Source organism: Pedococcus sp. P1_H8 (assembly GCF_056405175.1).
Window position 1 is genome coordinate 531,652 of sequence record NZ_JBFUCP010000004.1, and the last position, 16,083, is coordinate 547,734.

A 16,083-nucleotide genomic window follows, 5' to 3' on the forward strand; every position below is an offset into this window, starting at 1 on the left:
TCAGGGTGCTCACTGGGCGCCTCCCTTCGTGACGGTCACGACGTCACCGGAGACCGCCCCCAGGGCGGCACGGACGGTGGAGCCGTCGGAGTTGGTCGGCAGCCAGACGACGTGGTCGACCATGCCGGCGGTGACCGCGACCGGGGCCGACACCGAGCCGGCGGCGGTGGACACGGTGACCGTGTCGCCGTCGACGAGACCGAAGGACTCGGCGGTCGCGACGGACACGCGGGCGAAGGCCTTGGCGGCGGTGCCGGCGAGGAACGGCTCGCCGTCCTGCAGCGAACCACGGTCGAGCAGGTGGTGCCAGGTCGCCAGCACGAGCTGACCCGCTCCTGCGCTCGGTAGGTCACCGACCTGGACCGTGGGAGCAGCGGCACGCTCGCCGGTCGCCGGGCCGAGCGCGGTCATCTCGCGACGGACCTCGGCGAGGGTGCGGGTGCCGAGGAAGGCACCCATCTCGGAGGCGAGCATGTCCAGGACGCGGTAGTCGGACTGGGCGGCGCTGTCGAGCGCAGCCTCGAAGGTGCGCGGACGTCCCTCCCAGTCGACGAACGTCCCGCCCTTCTCAGCGTGCGGAGCGACGGGGAGCACGACGTCGGCCACGGCGGTCACCGACGACGGTCGGAAGTCGAGCGACACGACGAAGGTCTTGGCGAGGGCCTCCTCGGTGTGGGTGCTGGCCAGGTCGGCCGCGTCCACGCCACCGACGACCAGGGCGTTGATCGAGCCGGTCGTGGCGGCCCGGAGGATGCCGGCACCGTCGCGGCCGGGCACGTCGGGCAGCCCGACGACGTCCCACACCTCGGCGACCTGCTCACGGGCTGCTGCGTCGGCGACCAGGCGACCCCCGGGCAGCATGGTGGGCAGGGCGCCGGCCTCGAGCGCTCCGCGCTCACCGGCACGACGTGGCACCCAGGCGAGGCGGGCGTTGGCGGAGGTCGCCAGGGCCGCTGCCGCTGACAGTGCCCCCGGGACGGTGGCGAGGCGCTCGCCCACGATCACGATGGCGCCCGGCTCCTCGAGGGCCTGGGCCGCACGCGCGGCTGCCCCGTCACCGGTCACACCGTCGGCCAGGGCGCGCAGCACCTCGGCCTCGGTGCCCGGTGCGGACGGGATGAGCGTGCCGTTCAGCTTGGTGAGGCCGCGCGTCTCGAAGGGCGCCACGGCATACACGGCCGTCTTGGTGCGGCGCACGGCCTTGCGCAGCCGGAGGAAGACGATCGGGCTCTCCTCCTCGGGCTCGAAGCCCACGAGGACGACGGTCTTGGCGGCTTCGAGGTCGGCGTAGGTGACCGCGCCACCCTGTGCTCCATCGACAGAGGGACCGGTGGCGACGACGGACGACGCGAGGAAGTCGGCCTCCTCCGCCGAGTGCGGGCGGGCGCGGAAGTCGATGTCGTTGGTGGCGAGCACGGCGCGGGCGAACTTGCCGTAGGCGTAGGCGTCCTCGACGGACACGCGTCCACCGGTCAGCACGCCGACACCCTTGGAGCCGCGGAGTCCGGCGGCAGCGGCGGCCAGCGCCTCGGGCCACGAGGCGACCTGGAGCTCGCCGTCCTCGTCGCGCACCATCGGGTAGTCGAAGCGGTCACCGGTGCTGGCGTACTGGAAGGCCCAGCGACCCTTGTCGCAGTTCCACTCCTCGTTGACCGCCACGTCGTTGATGGCCATCCGCCGCAGGACCGCGCCGCGGCGGTGGTCGGTGCGGATGGAGCAGCCGGAGGCGCAGTGCTCGCAGACGCTCTTGGTCGACATCAGGTCGAACGGGCGGCTGCGGAAGCGGTAGGCCGCACCGGTCAGGGCGCCCACCGGGCAGATCTGGACGGTGTTGCCCGAGAAGTAGGACTCGAACGGCTGCTCCTGGTAGATGCCGACCTGCTGCAGGGCGCCGCGCTCGACCAGGGCGATGAACGGGTCACCGGCGATCTGGTCGGAGAAGCGGGTGCAGCGGGCGCACAGGACGCAGCGCTCGCGGTCGAGCAGCACCTGCGAGGAGATGTTGATCGGCTTGGGGTAGGTGCGCTTGACGTCCTCGAAGCGGGACGTGGCGCGACCGTTGCTCATGGCCTGGTTCTGCAGGGGGCACTCGCCGCCCTTGTCGCAGACCGGGCAGTCCAGCGGGTGGTTGATGAGCAGCAGTTCCATCACGCCCTGCTGCGCCTTGTCGGCGACCGGGGAGGTCACCTGCGTCTTGACCTCCATGCCCTCGGTCGCCGTGATGGTGCAGGAGGCCTGCGGCTTGGGCATCGCCCGCAGCGTGCCGTCGGGACCGGGGGTGGCGATGTCCACGAGGCACTGGCGGCAGGCGCCGACCGGCTCGAGGAGGGGGTGGTCGCAGAACCGCGGGATCTGGACGCCGACCTCTTCGGCGGCGCGGATCACCAGCGTGTTCTTGGGAACCGACACCGAGACGCCGTCGATGGTGAGGGTCACCAGGTCGACCGACGGGGGTGTCGAGGCGTTGCCCCCGGTGCTGACGGCGTTGCCGCCGGCGCTGGGGCTCGTGGTCACGCTCATGCGGACACCGCATCCTTTGCGAACAGGGTGGAGTCTCGTGGGTCGAACGGGCAGCCGCCGTGCGTCAGGTGCGCGAGGTACTCCTCGCGGAAGTACTGGATGCTGCTGGTGATCGGGCTGGTCGCGCCGTCACCGAGCGCGCAGAAGCTGCGGCCGAGGATGTTGTCGCAGATGTCGAGCAGCTTCTCGAGGTCCTCCTCGGACCCCTGTCCGTGCTCGAGCCGGCCGAGGATCTGCTTGAGCCACCACGTGCCCTCACGACATGGGGTGCACTTGCCACAGGACTCGTGCTTGTAGAAGTCGGTCCAGCGGTCGACCGCGCGCACCACGCAGGTGGTCTCGTCGAAGATCTGCAGCGCGCGGGTGCCGAGCATCGAGCCCGCCGCCGCCACCGACTCGAAGTCGAGCGGGGTGTCGAGGTGCTCGTCGGTGAACAACGGCGTGGACGAACCACCGGGCGTCCAGAACTTGAGCTTCTTGTTGGGGTCGCGCATGCCACCGGCCAGGTCGAGCAGCTCGCGCAGCGTGATGCCGAGCGGTGCTTCGTACTGACCGGGTCGCTTGACGTGGCCAGAGAGGCTGAAGATGCCGAAGCCCTGCGACTTCTCCGTGCCCATGCCCGAGAACCAGTCCGCGCCGTGCAGCAGGATCGGCGGCACCGAGGCGATCGACTCGACGTTGTTGACCACGGTGGGGCGGGCGTACAGGCCCGCGACAGCGGGGAACGGCGGCTTGAGGCGCGGTTGTCCGCGACGACCCTCGAGGCTGTCGAGCAGCGCGGTCTCCTCGCCACAGATATAGGCGCCGGCGCCCGCGTGCACGGTGATGTCGAGGTCGAAGCCCGAGCCGTGGATGTTCTTGCCGAGGTGGCCCGCGGCATACGCCTCCTCCACCGCGCGCAGCAGGCGGCGGTAGACGTGCACGACCTCGCCACGCAGGTAGATGAAGGCGTGGTTGCAGCCGATCGCGAACGACGTGATGACACAGCCCTCGATGAGGAACTGCGGCGCCGCCATCATCAGCGGGATGTCCTTGCAGGTGCCCGGCTCGGACTCGTCGGCGTTGACCACGAGGTAGCGGGGGCCGCCGTCCGGCGGGGGCAGGAAGCCCCACTTCATGCCGGTCGGGAAGCCGGCGCCGCCACGACCGCGCAGCCCGGAGTCCTTGGTCATCTGGACGAGGTCGGCGGGCTTCATGCCCAGCGCCTTCTTCAGCGCCTGGTAGCCCTCGTTGCGCTCGTAGGTCTCGAGCGTCCACGACTGGGGGTCGTCCCAGAACTTCGTGAGGATCGGGGTCAGCGTGGTGCTCATGCCTCGTCCTTCCCGTCCGTCTTCTCAGCATCGGTCTCGTCACCGTCAAAGAGGGTGGCCGGCTTGTCGTCCACGACCTCGTCGGGCGCGTTGGCCGCGCTGTCGGTGGAGGTATGCCGTCCCGGCGCCATCTCGTCGGAGGTCGCCTCGGGGGCGTGCTCCTCCTGGGGCGCCTCGGCGGCGTTGCTGTCGGAGTCGCCGTGGGGGGCGCCGTTGGGGACGGTCCAGCCACGCTCGTTGGCGATCCTCAGGCCCTCCAGCGACGCGGGCCCGGCGCCGACGCCTTCGTCGGCGAGGCCGTCGTGGAAACCGGCCAGGACGCGCGAGACCTGCTTGAAGGAACACACCTTGTCGGGGCCGCGGCTGGGCTTGACGTCCTTGCCGGAGCGCAGGTCGTCCACCAGCTGCTTGGTCGACTCGGGCGTCTGGTTGTCGAAGAACTCCCAGTTGGCCATCACCACCGGCGCGAAGTCGCAGGCGGCGTTGCACTCGACCCGCTCGAGGGTGACCTTGCCGTCGGCCGTCGTCTCGTCGTGACCGATGCCGAGGTGCTCGGAGACCTCGTCCCAGATCTGGTCGCCGCCCATGATGGCGCAGAGGGTGTTGGTGCAGATGCCGACGGTGTACTCCCCGTTGGGGTGCCGCTTGTACTGCGTGTAGAACGTCGCGACGCCCGACACCTCGGCGGTGCTCAGGTCGAGGACCTCGGCGCAGAAGTCGATCCCGCGTCCGGTGACGTAGCCGTCGACCGACTGGACGAGGTGCAACAGCGGCAGCAGCGCAGAACGCTTCTGCGGGTACTTCGCGACGACGATCGCGGCGTCCTCGTGCAGGCCCGCCAGCACGTCGGCGGCATACGGCTCCTTGGACTCTGGAGCGACGGTCAGGTGCCCTGCCGCCGTCTGGATCCCGTAGTGCTCCATCAGCGGTCCACGCCTCCCATGACGGGGTCGATCGAGGCGACGGCGACGATGACGTCGGCGATCTGGCTGCCTTCGCACATCACGGCCGTGGCCTGCAGGTTGTTGAACGACGGGTCGCGGAAGTGCGCGCGGTAGGGGCGCGTGCCCCCGTCGGACACCACGTGGCAGCCGAGCTCGCCCTTGGGGCTCTCCACCGCGGCATACGCCTGGCCCGGGGGGACCCGGAAGCCCTCGGTCACCAGCTTGAAGTGGTGGATGAGGGACTCCATCGAGGTGCCCATGATCTCGCGGATGTGGTCGAGGCTGTTGCCCATGCCGTCGCCGCCGATGGCCAGCTGTGCCGGCCAGGCGATCTTCTTGTCCTCGACCATGACCGGACCGGAGCCGGCCTGCAGCCGGTCGATGCACTGCTCGGCGATCTTGAGCGACTCGTACATCTCGTCGATGCGGATCCGCAGCCGGGCGTAGGCGTCGGACTCGGTGCGGGTGATGACCTCGAAGTCGTAGGTCTCGTAGCCGCAGTAGGGGTCCAGCTTGCGAAGGTCGTGGGGCAGACCGGTCGAGCGCAGCATGGGGCCGGTGATGCCCAGTGCCATGCAGCCCGAGAGGTCGAGGTAGCCCACGTCGACGGTGCGGCCCTTGAGGATGGGGTTCTCGTTGAGGAGGAGCTCGAGCTCGCCAAGTCCCCTGCGCACCAACGGAATCGTGTCGCGCACCTTGTCGATGGCGCCCGGCGGCAGGTCCTGCGCGACGCCTCCGGGGCGGATGAACGCGTTGTTCATGCGCAGGCCGGTGACCATCTCGAAGATCGACAGGATCCGCTCGCGCTCGCGGAAGCCGACCGTCATGACGGTGGTGGCACCCATCTCCATGCCACCGGTCGCCAGGGCGACGAGGTGGGAGGTGATCCGGTTGAGCTCCATCATGAGGACGCGGATGACGCTGGCGCGCTCGGGGATCTGGTCGGTGATGCCAAGCAGCTTCTCGACGCCGAGGCAGAACACGGCCTCGTTGAAGAACGGCGTGAGGTAGTCCATGCGGGTGCAGAACGTCACGCCCTGGGTCCAGGTGCGGAACTCCATGTTCTTCTCGATGCCGGTGTGCAGGTAGCCGATCCCTGCGCGGGTCTCGGTCACCGTCTCGCCGTCGAGCTCGAGGATGAGCCGGAGCACGCCGTGCGTCGACGGGTGCTGCGGACCCATGTTGACGACGATCCGCTCCTCGTGGAGGGCCGCGGCTTCGTCGACGAGCTGGTCCCAGTCCCCGCCGGTGGCGTTGAAGACGTGGGCGCCCGCTGCGGCCGCCGTGTCGGCGCCCGAGGTGGCGTAGATGTCCTTGTCCTTGAGTGAGTTGGTCGTCATCAGCTGTAAGACCTCCGCTGGTCCGGCGGCGGGATGGTCGCACCCTTGTACTCGACGGGGATGCCGCCGAGGGGGTAGTCCTTCCGCTGCGGGTGGCCCGGCCAGTCGTCGGGCATGAGGATGCGGGTGAGCGACGGGTGACCGTCGAACTCGATGCCGAACATGTCCCACGTCTCGCGCTCGTGCCAGTCGTTCGCCGGGTAGATCTCGACGATGGACGGGATGTGCGGGTCGTCGTCGGGCGCGGTGACCTCGACGCGGACCCGGCGACCGCCGTGGGTGATGGACAGGAAGTGGTAGACGGCGTGCAGCTCGCGGCCGGACTCGTGCGGGTAGTGCACCCCGGAGACGCCAGTGCACATCTCGAAGCGCAGCGAGGGGTCGTCGCGCAGCGCGCGGGCCACCGCCGGCAGGTGCTCGCGTCGGACGAACAGGGTCATCTCACCGCGGTCGACCACGACCCGCTCGACAGCCTCGGCATAGGAGGCGGTGCCTCCGAGCAGGCCGCGCTCGAGCTGGTCGGCGATCGTGTCGAAGTAGCCGCCGTAGGGACGAACCGACGCACCGGGGAACAGGATCGGGCTGACCATGCCTCCGTAGCCGGAGGTGTCACCGGTGTCGGACGCACCGAACATGCCGCGACGCTCGCCGATCACGACGGGGTCGGGAGTGGTGCCGGGCGCCGCAGGCAGACGCTCGTCGTCCGCGCGGTCGATGACCTCACCGGGCTGCACACCCACCGTCGCCGCGGCCGCTTCGGGTGCCGGCTGGTCGGGTGCGTCCTGCTTGTCGCCGGGGTCCTTGTCGCTCATGCGACACCGCCCTGCGTCACGTCGGTGCCGTGCAGATGGCCGTGCGCGTGGGTGTGACCGCTGCCGGCACCCTGGGCGAGCAGGCCGGTCATCTGGTGGGTCGGCGTCGCGGAGAGGGCTGCCGCCTCGGCAGCGCGGGCGGCGGCAACGCGGTTGACGCCCAGCTTGGAGTTCTGGATCTGCTCGTGCAGCGTGATGATCGCGTTGAGCAGCATCTCGGGGCGGGGCGGACAGCCGGGCAGGTAGACGTCGACCGGGATGATGTGGTCAACGCCCTGGACGATCGCGTAGTTGTTGAACATGCCACCGGAGCTGGCGCACACACCCATCGAGATGACCCACTTGGGCTCGGGCATCTGGTCGTAGACCTGGCGGACGACCGGGGCCATCTTCTGGCTCACGCGACCGGCGACGATCATCAGGTCGGCCTGACGCGGGGTGGCGGAGAACCGCTCCATCCCGAACCGGGCGATGTCGTAGTCGGGCGTGCCGACGGCCATCATCTCGATGGCGCAGCAGGCCAGGCCGAACGTGGCCGGCCAGACCGAGCTCTTGCGCATGTAGCCGGCGACCTGCTCGACCGTGGTCAGCAGGAAGCCTGCGGGCAGCTTCTCTTCGATTCCCATTACTTGGTCCTAGTCCCTCGTCAGTCCCACTCGAGGCCGCCGCGGCGCCACACGTACGCGTAGGCCACGAACACGGTCAGGATGAACAGCACCATCTCCACGAGCGCGAACAGGCCGAGCTGGCTGAAGGCCACCGCGAACGGGTAGAGGAACACCGACTCGATGTCGAAGATGATGAAGAGCATCGCGGTCAGGTAGTACTTGATCGGCACGCGACCACCGCCGATGGCCTGGGGGGTCGGCTCGATGCCGCACTCGTAGGCGTCCAGCTTGGCGCGGTTGTAGCGCTTGGGGCCCGAGACCGCCGCGGCGCCGACCGAGAAGACGGCGAAACCGCCACCGATGGCCAACAGGAAAAGCAACGGGACGTAGGGGTTGCTCATCGCCGTGCCACTCCCTTTCTGTGATTGCTACTGCCGTGGGTGCTGCTGTCGTCGTCCCTGCCGACTGTGGCACCGGTCACATCCTTGCGGTGCGGCCCAATCCTAGGGGCGCGGCCAGAGAATGCACGCCGGGTCATGCGTCGGGGGCCATCTTGGACATGGCCGTGATCAGGCGGTCGCTCGCGTCGCCGCCGTGCGGCTCCGCGAGGTTGGCCATCACCTTCAGGAGGAACTTCATCAAGGTGGTGCGGGGCAGCCCGTACTTGGTGGCCAGCCGCATGATCTCGGGGTTGCCGATCATCTTCGCGAAGTAGCGGCCGAGGGTGTAGTAGCCGCCGAGGGCGTCCGCCATGACCTTGGGGTAGGACTGCAGCACCCGCTCGCGCTGCGCGTCGGTGCCGCGCGCGAACGCCTGCGCGATCACCTCGGCCGCCAGTCGCCCCGACTCCATGGCGTAGGCGATGCCCTCACCGTTGAACGGGTTGACCATGCCGCCGGCGTCACCGACGAGCAGCAGTCCGTTGTCGTAGTGCGGCTGCCGGTTGAAGCCCATCGGCAGCGCTGCGCCGCGGATCGGGCCGACCATCGTCGCGTCGCTGTAGGTCCAGTCCTCGGGCATCGTCGCGACCCAGCGACGCATGACGTCCTTGTAGTCGGTCTTGCCGAAGGCGCTGGAGGTGTTGAGGATCCCGAGGCCGACGTTCGAGGTGCCGTCGCCGACGCCGAAGATCCAGCCGTACCCGGGCAGCAGCACCTTCTTGCCGTTGTCGTCCGTGGACCACAGCTCGAGCCAGGACTCGAGGTAGTCGTCGTCGTGGCGGGGGCTCGTGTAGTAGGTGCGGACGGCCACGCCCATGGGGCGGTCCTCGCGCTTCTCGCGGCCCATCGCGAGGGACAACCTCGAGGAGTTGCCGTCCGCGGCGACGACCAGCGGCGCGGCATACCGGAGCTCGGGGCCAGTCGCACGGCCCTTCTCGTCCATGGCGCGGGCGGTGACGCCCACGATGGCGCCCTTGGAGTCGAGGATGGGGCCGGTGACGTTGGTGGCCTCCCGCAGTCGCGCGCCGTGCTTGACCGCGTGCTTGGCGAGGATGTCGTCGAAGTCCTGCCGCGTGCGGACCAGGCCGTAGGGCGGGAAGCTCGCGAGGTCGGGCCAGGGCAGCGACAGGCGCATGCCGCCGCCGATGATCCGCAGGCCGTGGTTCTTGATCCAGCCGTCGTCCTCGGGCGTGGGGATGCCGAGGGTGATGAGCTCCTTGACGGCGCGCGGGGTGAGCCCGTCGCCGCACACCTTCTCGCGCGGGAAGCTCGTCTTCTCGAGGACGAGGACGTCCAGCCCCGCCATGGCGAGGTATGCCGCCGTGGCCGATCCGGCGGGACCGGCACCGACGACGATGACGTCGGCGGTCTCCGTGGGAGCCCCGGCCGTGGAGCTGCCTCCGGCGGCCTCGCTGATGGTGTCTGTCACGCCTGCCTCACCCGCTTGTGAACGTCTTCACGAACTTCAACTGCGGAGTCTATTCCCGACCCGCAGTGCGGTCACCAGTAAGGCGACCCTTACCGCTGTCCTCCGGCTGAACCGGGGTGGCCAGGCTTGCTCGCCCGGTGCAAGGCGACGATGCCGCCGGTCAGGTTGCGCCAGCCCACCTCACCCCAGCCGGCCGCGGCGATGCGCTCCCCCAGCTCGCGCTGGGCCGGCCAGGCCTGGATCGACTCGGCGAGGTAGACGTAGGACTCGGGGTTGCTGCTGACCTTGCGGGCGATCGGGGGCAGCGACCGCATGAGGTACTCGCTGTAGACCTTGCGGAACGCGCCGTTCACCGGCTGGCTGAACTCGCAGACCACCAGACGACCCCCGGGTCTGGTCACCCGCAGGAACTCCCCCAGGGCCCCCTCGACCCCCGAGACGTTGCGCAGGCCGAAAGACATCGTGACCGCGTCAAAGCTGTTGTCCGCGAAGGGAAGCCGCATCGCGTCAGCCGCCGTGAAACCGAGGTCGGGACGCCGCCGGTTGCCCACCCGCAGCATGCCGAGGGAGAAGTCGGCCGGCACGACGTTGACCCCGTGGTCGGCGAACGGCTCACTGCTCGTGCCCGTGCCCGCGGCGATGTCGAGCACCGTCTCGCCGGGCTGGGCGGCCACCGCCCTGAGCACCGCCCGGCGCCACAACCGGTCCTGGCCGAGCGAGAGCACGTCGTTGGTGAGGTCGTACTTGCCGGCCACGTCGTCGAACATCGCGGCGACGTCGCGGGGATCCTTGTCGAGGCTGGCGCGGGTCATGGTCGTCATCCTCCCATCCGGCCCGCAGCCCTCTTGCCGCGGCTGCGCCCCGCCCAACCCGCGGTGCGCCGCGGCCACCTCCCGCCAGGTGGGGGTGGGCGCGCCGTAGGCTTTCCCCGACATGACCAGCCTTCCCACGTCCCAGCCTGCGAGTCGACCCCACGGCTCGCCCGTGGTCGCCCGCACCGTGGCACTGCACGACCCCGGCATGCTGCTCACCCTCCTGCCCGACCGCGCCGACCCGGCCGAGCTGTTCAGCTGGGTGCGTCGCGGCGAGGGTCTGGTCGGCTGGGGTCGCGCCCTGGAGTTCACTGCTGCGGGCCCGGACCGGTTCGAGCGGGCCGAGGCCTGGTGGCGCGACGTCGTCGACGGCGCGGTCGTGCGCAACGACGTCGCCCTGCCCGGCACGGGGCCGGTCGCCTTCGGGTCCATCTCGTATGCCGCGGACTCACCGTCCGGTGCCACCCTCGTCGTCCCCGAGGTGGTCGTGGGTGCGCGGGACGGTCGGTGGTGGGTGACCACCATCGGGACCGGCGACGAGCTGCCCACACCCGTCATACCCCAGCAGTCACAGCCACGTGAGCCGTCCGGGGTGGCGTTCGCGGACGGTGCGCTGCCTCCGGCCCAGTGGGCCGGCGCAGTGGAGCGCGCGGTCGAACGCATCACGGGAGGCAGCCTCGACAAGGTGGTCCTGGCGCGCGACCTCAGGGTCAGCGCCGACGCGCCGATCGACCCCCGCTGGCTGCTGACCCGGCTGGCCGAGCGCTACGACACGACCTGGGTCTTTGCCGTCGACGGGCTCGTGGGCGCGACACCCGAGATGCTCGTCCGTCTCGAGAAGGGCCTGGTCACGTCCCGCGTCCTCGCCGGGACGATCCGCCGCACCGGTGACGACGAGCACGACCTGGCCCTGGCGGCCTCCCTGGCCCGCTCCAGCAAGGACCTCGAGGAGCACGAGTACGCCGTCCGGTCGGTTGCCGACGCCTTGCGCCCCCACTGCTCGTCGATGAATGTGCCCGAGGCGCCATTCGTCCTGCACCTGTCGAACGTCATGCACCTGGCGACCGACGTCGCCGGCGTGCTGGCCGACCACGCGACGTCGCTGACCCTTGCCGCGTCGCTGCACCCGAGCGCGGCGGTCTGCGGCACCCCCTCGGCCGCGGCCGACGACCTCATCACCGAGCTCGAGGAGATGGACCGCGGCCGCTATGCCGGGCCGGTCGGCTGGATGGACGCGACCGGCGACGGAGAGTGGGGCATCGCCCTGCGGTGCGGTGCCTTCGATCGCGAGGACTCCTCGGCCATGCGGCTGTTCGCCGGCTGCGGGATCGTCGCGGGTTCGGACCCCGACTCCGAGGTCGCCGAGTCCGACGCCAAGCTCGTCCCGATGCGCGACGCGCTGACCGCCGACTGACCGTGTCCGACCACCTCGGGCCCCGACCCGCGAACGCCGTCGTGTTCGACCTCGGCAACGTCCTGATCCGTTGGGACCCGGTCGCGGCCGTCTCGGTGGCGGTGGGGCTCGAGCGGGCTGAGGCGTTCGTCGCCGACCCGGACTTCGACTTCGCCGCCTGGAACCGCGCCAACGACGCGGGGCGCGGGTTCGACGAGGCCGAGCAGGTCGCGCTGGCGTCACACCCGCACTACGCGGAGGAGATCGTCGCCTACCGCGAGCACTTCGGCGCCTCGCTCGTCGGCGAGATCGCGGGCAGCGTGGAGATCCTGCGTGAGCTGCACGAGGCCGAGGTGCCCCTGTTCGCGCTGACGAACTGGTCGGCCGACCTCTTCCCGGTGGCCTTGGACCGGTTCGACTTCCTCGACCTGTTCGAGGACATCATCGTGTCGGGCGAGGAGGGCGTGGCCAAGCCCGACCCCGAGATCTTCGAGGTCCTGGAGGAGCGCGTCAGCCACCGCGCCGGCCTCGACGACTGCATCTTCATCGACGACAGCCCGGCCAACGTGGTGGCCGCGGCTGAGACGGGCATGGACGCGGTCAGCTTCACCGGACCCGACGACCTCCGTGAAGACCTGATCGCCCGCGGTATGCCGCTGCGCCGCCGCCCCTGACGGCCGCCTGAGCGCCCGGCCGGTCGCTGTCGCGGTGGTCAGCTCCGGAGGACGGCGGCGGCGCGCTCGCGCAGCTGGGCGTGGCGGCCGCGGTGGCCGTCACGGTCGACCGTCACCTCGAGGACGCTGAGTCCGGACGGGCGTTCCGCGATGGCGGCGACGAGCTCGTCGCGGCTCGAGACGTGCTGGTGCCGGACGTGGTGGGTCGCGCACAGTGCGGCGAGGTCGGCGCCCGTCGGAGTGCCGAAGAGTCGCTCGAACTCGGCCGCCCGCGCGGGCTCGCCCGGCTCGAGCAGGGTGAAGATGCCTCCTCCGTCGTCGTTGGTGACGACCACGGTGAGGTCCGGACGGCGCTCCAGTGGTCCGACGAGCAACCCGTTGGCGTCGTGCAGGAAGGTCAGGTCACCCATCAAGGCGTAGGTCGGTGACCCGTCCGCCAGGGCCAGGCCGATGGCGGTGGACACGCAGCCGTCGATGCCCGCGAGTCCGCGGCTCGCCACCACGCGCAACGAGTCGGACCGAGGGGCCGCGAGGTCGACGTCGCGGGCCGTGTTCGACGAGCCGAGGAAGAGCGTGGCACCCGCCGGCAGACCTGCCAGGACGGCATCGGCCACGGCGGCGCCGCTCGTCCAGGGCGGCTTCTCCTCGGCCAGCGCCCCGGCGACCCGCTCGCCTGCGGCGCGCCAGGCATCGCTCCAGGCCTCGTCGCGGGCGGCCGCCCCTGCATCGCTGTCGGAGTCGTCGACGGGAGCGTCGAGCACTGAGACCGGGTGGACGGCCTCGACATCGGGACGCGACACGATCCAGGCGTGCGCGCCCACGGCCTCCACCTGGATGCCGGGTCGGCGCAGGAGCGCCGCGGCCGGCCGCGACAGGGTCAGCCGTCCGACCGCGATCACCCGGTCCGGGGCGTGCTCGTCCAGCCATCGCGGGTCGGACAGGACCAGCGGGCCGTGCGGCACGACGTCGCCCCGTGGGTGGGTGCCGAAGGGTTCGGCGAGCACCGGCCAGCCCCTGGCCTTTGCCCACCGTACGGCACGGTCGAACTGGTCGGGCTCAGGGAGGTCGCCGACCACCACGACTGTCCGGGCAGGCTGACGCGAGACGTGGGCACCCGGGGCCGACCCCGCCGCCATCCTGGAGTCGGCGGCGTCCTCGGCCCGCCGCTCGTCCAGCGACTCGGGCCAGGGTCCGTCGTCGTCGGTCGGAACGAGCGGTTCGCGCAGCTGGACGTTGACGTGGACCGGCCCCGGCTCCCCGACGGCCTTGGCACTGGTGGCACTGGTCGCGCTGCTGGCACTGGTCGCGCTGCTGGCAGCCGTGGCACTGGTGACTCCGGCGACACTGGAGACACTGGAGACACCGGTGGCGCCGGTGGCAAACCGGAATGCGTCGGCGGCGATCTGCCGCCAACGCGCGACCTCACCCGTCGCGCGCCTCGGGGCGGCGGCGTCCACGGACCAGCGGACGGCCCCGGCGAACATGCCCGGCTGCACGGTGGTCTGGTTGGCACCCGTGCCTCGCAGCTCGACCGGCCGGTCGGCCGACAGCACGACCAGTGGGACCACCCCGTGGTGCGCCTCCAGCACCGCGGGGTGCAGGTTGGCGACCGCCGTGCCGGAGGTCGTGACGACGACCGCCGGCACCCGGGTCACCTTGGCCAGACCCAGCGCCAGGAAGCCGGCCGACCGCTCGTCGACGCGCACGTGCAGCTCGATCCGGCCGGCGCGCTCGGCCTCACGGAGGGCATAGGCCAAGGGAGCCGAGCGCGAACCCGGGCAGAGCACGGCGTGGCGGACCCCTCGTCGGACCAACTCGTCCACCAGGACCCTCGCGAGCGCGGTGGACGGGTTCACGGGTCGGATTGTGCCACCCGTCCCCCGGGCGGACCGCGCCTCATGGCGCGACCCGCTCGACGGCGTAGTCGCGGACGACCGGATCGCCGTGGGTGTCACCGGCGAAGAAGGGTGCGCTGCCGGCTCGCCAGGTGGCGACCGACGGATCGGTGGAGCCGTCGACGAGGCCCGCGGTGGTGGCATACAACCGCGTGTCGTGGGCCCTGCTGGTCCGGTCGACGCCCGCACCGTCCAGGTCGCGTGACACGGTGACCCAGGTCGCTCGGTCGGGGTTGCGAACTCCATCCAGACGGGGCACCGCGTCCTGCGTGTGTTCGAGGGAGAGGACGGCGATGTCGGCCGACACCGGCATCCGCCCGACAGGCGAACCCATCGTGACCAGGTGGGTCACCCGGTGGGCCTCGGTGAACCGCGGCGACGACGCGAGTCCTGCCGCGGCGATCCCGCCAAGGCTGTGGCCCACGAGCATGACCGGTCCCGCGCTCCGGGCCCGCCCCGCCGCCGGCGACCCCGGTGCCGGTGCCGCCGCCGTCGCCGGAGTCCCCGTCGATGTCGCCGCCGCCGTCGCGATCGACGCAGCCTGCGCCTGTTCCAGGGCCTGGTGGACACCGTCGGCGAGCACCGTCGCGTCCTGGGCCATCGCACGAACGTCGGTCGTGACGTCGAACGGGTTGCTGCCGGCCCGGGGATTCCACACCTGGGTGCCGCTGATCTCGACGATCCAGACCGAGCCCTCGGGCTGCGGCACCTCGATGACCCTGATGCGCCCGGCGTAGCTCTCGCCGTCGCCCACATTGCGCTGGTCCCCAGCGAGGTCCTCCAGCGTGCGAGGGACTCGGTGTCCGGGGCGCGGTCGAGGTTCTGTGGTCACCCGGGCGCGACCACGGTCGGACAGCAGTCCCCACAGGGCGGCGGAGTCGGCGAGTCGGCGGACAGCCACCTCGTAGTCGTGATCGGAACGGTCCTGCTCTGTGCAGTCGTCCCGGTCGGAACAGTCCTGCCCGGAAGTGAGCCCTTCGGTGCGCGGGAGTGCGGGCACGAAGGGGGCGGTCAGCGGGTTGGACCTCAGTCCCACCACGAGCCCCTCCGCTCCCCCAGCCAGGTCGGCGATGGCCGGCTCGTCGAACACGACCCGGTCCAGCACACCCGCCACGTCGACGCCGAGCGCGTCGAGGGCCAGCACGCCGACGAGGATCTCAGGGGCCAGCCCACCCATGACCACCATCACCGTGTCCTGGGCCAGCTCGACAGCCCTGGCAGCAGCCTCCTCGGCCCGCCGGTAGGACCTCGAGGCCGCAGCCACGGCCGAGGAGAGCGACACCATCGACGCGATGTCGCCCACCAGGCCACGCGTCCCGACGACCTCGGCGAGGGAGGCACGGGCCCGAGCCCCGGTGCCGGGACTGAGCACGGACCCGGCCACCAGGTCCGGATCGGCCATGACCGCAGCCACTCGACAAGCCAGGTTCGCCGCGTCCCTTGCCACGACGGCGATCAGGTGGGCCGCGGCGTCCAGGGAGTCCAGCTCGACGGCTGTCCCCGCGGAACCGCCACGGACGTGGATGAGGTCACCGCTCATGGGCGACCAGCCCGCGTGACAGCCTGACCCGCGGCACGGGCGAAGTCCGCGCCGAGTGCCGCGACGCGGAGCACCTCGGCCCGGGCGGCCTCGACCCCGTCGGCGTGGGCCTGCACCCGTCCAGCCGCCTCGTCGAGCCGCTGCGCCGAACGCCGCAGCGCGTGCGCCCGCTCGCCCACGCGGTCGCGGTACAAGGCCGCGGCCCTCGACCGCCACGCCACGTCGCGGGCCCGTCCCACCCTCGCGGCAAGTTGCCGAAGCTGTTCGGCATCGGCGCGCAGCCGCGTCGCCAGTGCCCTGATCTCGTGCGGATCCCCCATCATGCGACCAACCGTGCCGTGCCGCCCGACCTCGCGCGGCCCCCCT

The 16,083-nt window shown here is 71.0% G+C and carries 14 protein-coding genes; 2 read left to right on the top strand and 12 right to left on the bottom strand.

Going from position 1 to position 16,083, the window contains the following annotated elements:
* Positions 1-9 precede the first annotated feature (9 nt).
* The 9 genes from AC1DYG_RS07965 to AC1DYG_RS08005 all read right to left on the bottom strand — a co-directional run bounded on the left by AC1DYG_RS07965 (position 10) and on the right by AC1DYG_RS08005 (position 10,215).
* On the bottom strand, positions 10-2,520 hold the full coding sequence (locus tag AC1DYG_RS07965) for an NADH-quinone oxidoreductase subunit G (RefSeq protein WP_477639316.1): 2,511 nt from the start codon (positions 2,518-2,520) through the stop codon (positions 10-12).
* A complete protein-coding gene (gene nuoF / locus AC1DYG_RS07970; protein WP_477639317.1) occupies positions 2,517-3,830 on the bottom strand; it encodes an NADH-quinone oxidoreductase subunit NuoF in 1,314 nt (437 codons plus the stop codon). The genes AC1DYG_RS07965 and nuoF overlap by 4 nt, the downstream gene beginning before the upstream one ends.
* Positions 3,827-4,753 (bottom strand): NADH-quinone oxidoreductase subunit NuoE, encoded by a 927-nt coding sequence (nuoE, locus tag AC1DYG_RS07975; protein ID WP_477639318.1) that lies wholly within the window; start codon positions 4,751-4,753, stop codon positions 3,827-3,829. Before nuoE ends, nuoF begins: the two co-directional genes overlap by 4 nt.
* Positions 4,753-6,114, bottom strand: coding sequence for an NADH-quinone oxidoreductase subunit D (locus tag AC1DYG_RS07980; RefSeq protein ID WP_477639319.1), 1,362 nt, complete (start codon positions 6,112-6,114; stop codon positions 4,753-4,755). Before AC1DYG_RS07980 ends, nuoE begins: the two co-directional genes overlap by 1 nt.
* Positions 6,114-6,926 carry an NADH-quinone oxidoreductase subunit C gene (locus AC1DYG_RS07985; RefSeq protein WP_477639320.1) on the bottom strand — a complete coding sequence of 271 codons (813 nt, stop codon included), beginning with the start codon at positions 6,924-6,926 and terminating at the stop codon, positions 6,114-6,116. The genes AC1DYG_RS07980 and AC1DYG_RS07985 overlap by 1 nt, the downstream gene beginning before the upstream one ends.
* Positions 6,923-7,552, bottom strand: coding sequence for a NuoB/complex I 20 kDa subunit family protein (locus AC1DYG_RS07990; RefSeq protein WP_477623838.1), 630 nt, complete (start codon positions 7,550-7,552; stop codon positions 6,923-6,925). The genes AC1DYG_RS07985 and AC1DYG_RS07990 overlap by 4 nt, the downstream gene beginning before the upstream one ends.
* Before the next feature lie 20 nt (positions 7,553-7,572).
* Positions 7,573-7,935 carry an NADH-quinone oxidoreductase subunit A gene (locus tag AC1DYG_RS07995; protein WP_477639321.1) on the bottom strand — a complete coding sequence of 121 codons (363 nt, stop codon included), beginning with the start codon at positions 7,933-7,935 and terminating at the stop codon, positions 7,573-7,575.
* A 133-nt stretch (positions 7,936-8,068) separates the two neighbouring features.
* On the bottom strand, positions 8,069-9,403 hold the full coding sequence (locus AC1DYG_RS08000) for a geranylgeranyl reductase family protein (protein ID WP_477639322.1): 1,335 nt from the start codon (positions 9,401-9,403) through the stop codon (positions 8,069-8,071).
* Positions 9,404-9,492: 89 nt separating this feature from the next.
* Positions 9,493-10,215 (bottom strand): demethylmenaquinone methyltransferase, encoded by a 723-nt coding sequence (locus AC1DYG_RS08005; protein ID WP_477639323.1) that lies wholly within the window; start codon positions 10,213-10,215, stop codon positions 9,493-9,495.
* A gap of 121 nt (positions 10,216-10,336) precedes the next feature.
* Here AC1DYG_RS08005 and AC1DYG_RS08010 point away from each other — a divergent pair, with 121 nt between their 5' ends.
* Positions 10,337-11,629: an isochorismate synthase gene (locus AC1DYG_RS08010; RefSeq protein ID WP_477639324.1), complete on the top strand. Its 1,293-nt coding sequence runs from the start codon at positions 10,337-10,339 to the stop codon at positions 11,627-11,629.
* Positions 11,630-11,631: 2 nt separating this feature from the next.
* Positions 11,632-12,282, top strand: a complete 651-nt coding sequence (locus tag AC1DYG_RS08015; RefSeq protein WP_477639325.1) for an HAD family hydrolase — start codon at positions 11,632-11,634, stop codon at positions 12,280-12,282.
* 38 nt (positions 12,283-12,320) lie between these two features.
* On the opposite strand, the gene menD is transcribed toward AC1DYG_RS08015, so the two are convergent.
* From menD to AC1DYG_RS08030, 3 genes are read right to left on the bottom strand one after another with little or no spacing between them, the layout of a single operon-like run.
* A complete protein-coding gene (gene menD / locus AC1DYG_RS08020; protein ID WP_477639326.1) occupies positions 12,321-14,138 on the bottom strand; it encodes a 2-succinyl-5-enolpyruvyl-6-hydroxy-3-cyclohexene-1-carboxylate synthase in 1,818 nt (605 codons plus the stop codon).
* Between the two features lie 40 nt (positions 14,139-14,178).
* Entirely contained in the window at positions 14,179-15,717 is a 1,539-nt protein-coding gene (locus tag AC1DYG_RS08025) for a PGAP1-like alpha/beta domain-containing protein (RefSeq protein WP_477639327.1), read from the bottom strand.
* Positions 15,714-16,040, bottom strand: a complete 327-nt coding sequence (locus AC1DYG_RS08030; RefSeq protein WP_477639328.1) for a hypothetical protein — start codon at positions 16,038-16,040, stop codon at positions 15,714-15,716. The genes AC1DYG_RS08025 and AC1DYG_RS08030 overlap by 4 nt, the downstream gene beginning before the upstream one ends.
* Positions 16,041-16,083: the final 43 nt, after the last annotated feature.

Bases quoted from the DNA above. Each gene is read 5' to 3' on its own strand.
- AC1DYG_RS08005 (WP_477639323.1), bottom strand. From the start codon at position 10,215: ATGACCCGCGCCAGCCTCGACAAGGATCCCCGCGACGTCGCCGCGATG.
- AC1DYG_RS07995 (WP_477639321.1), bottom strand. From the start codon at position 7,935: ATGAGCAACCCCTACGTCCCGTTGCTTTTCCTGTTGGCCATCGGTGGC.
- AC1DYG_RS07965 (WP_477639316.1), bottom strand. From the start codon at position 2,520: ATGAGCGTGACCACGAGCCCCAGCGCCGGCGGCAACGCCGTCAGCACC.
- AC1DYG_RS08025 (WP_477639327.1), bottom strand. From the start codon at position 15,717: ATGAGCGGTGACCTCATCCACGTCCGTGGCGGTTCCGCGGGGACAGCC.
- AC1DYG_RS08010 (WP_477639324.1), top strand. From the start codon at position 10,337: ATGACCAGCCTTCCCACGTCCCAGCCTGCGAGTCGACCCCACGGCTCG.
- AC1DYG_RS08030 (WP_477639328.1), bottom strand. From the start codon at position 16,040: ATGATGGGGGATCCGCACGAGATCAGGGCACTGGCGACGCGGCTGCGC.
- nuoF (WP_477639317.1), bottom strand. From the start codon at position 3,830: ATGAGCACCACGCTGACCCCGATCCTCACGAAGTTCTGGGACGACCCC.
- AC1DYG_RS07980 (WP_477639319.1), bottom strand. From the start codon at position 6,114: ATGACGACCAACTCACTCAAGGACAAGGACATCTACGCCACCTCGGGC.
- nuoE (WP_477639318.1), bottom strand. From the start codon at position 4,753: ATGGAGCACTACGGGATCCAGACGGCGGCAGGGCACCTGACCGTCGCT.
- AC1DYG_RS07985 (WP_477639320.1), bottom strand. From the start codon at position 6,926: ATGAGCGACAAGGACCCCGGCGACAAGCAGGACGCACCCGACCAGCCG.
- AC1DYG_RS07990 (WP_477623838.1), bottom strand. From the start codon at position 7,552: ATGGGAATCGAAGAGAAGCTGCCCGCAGGCTTCCTGCTGACCACGGTC.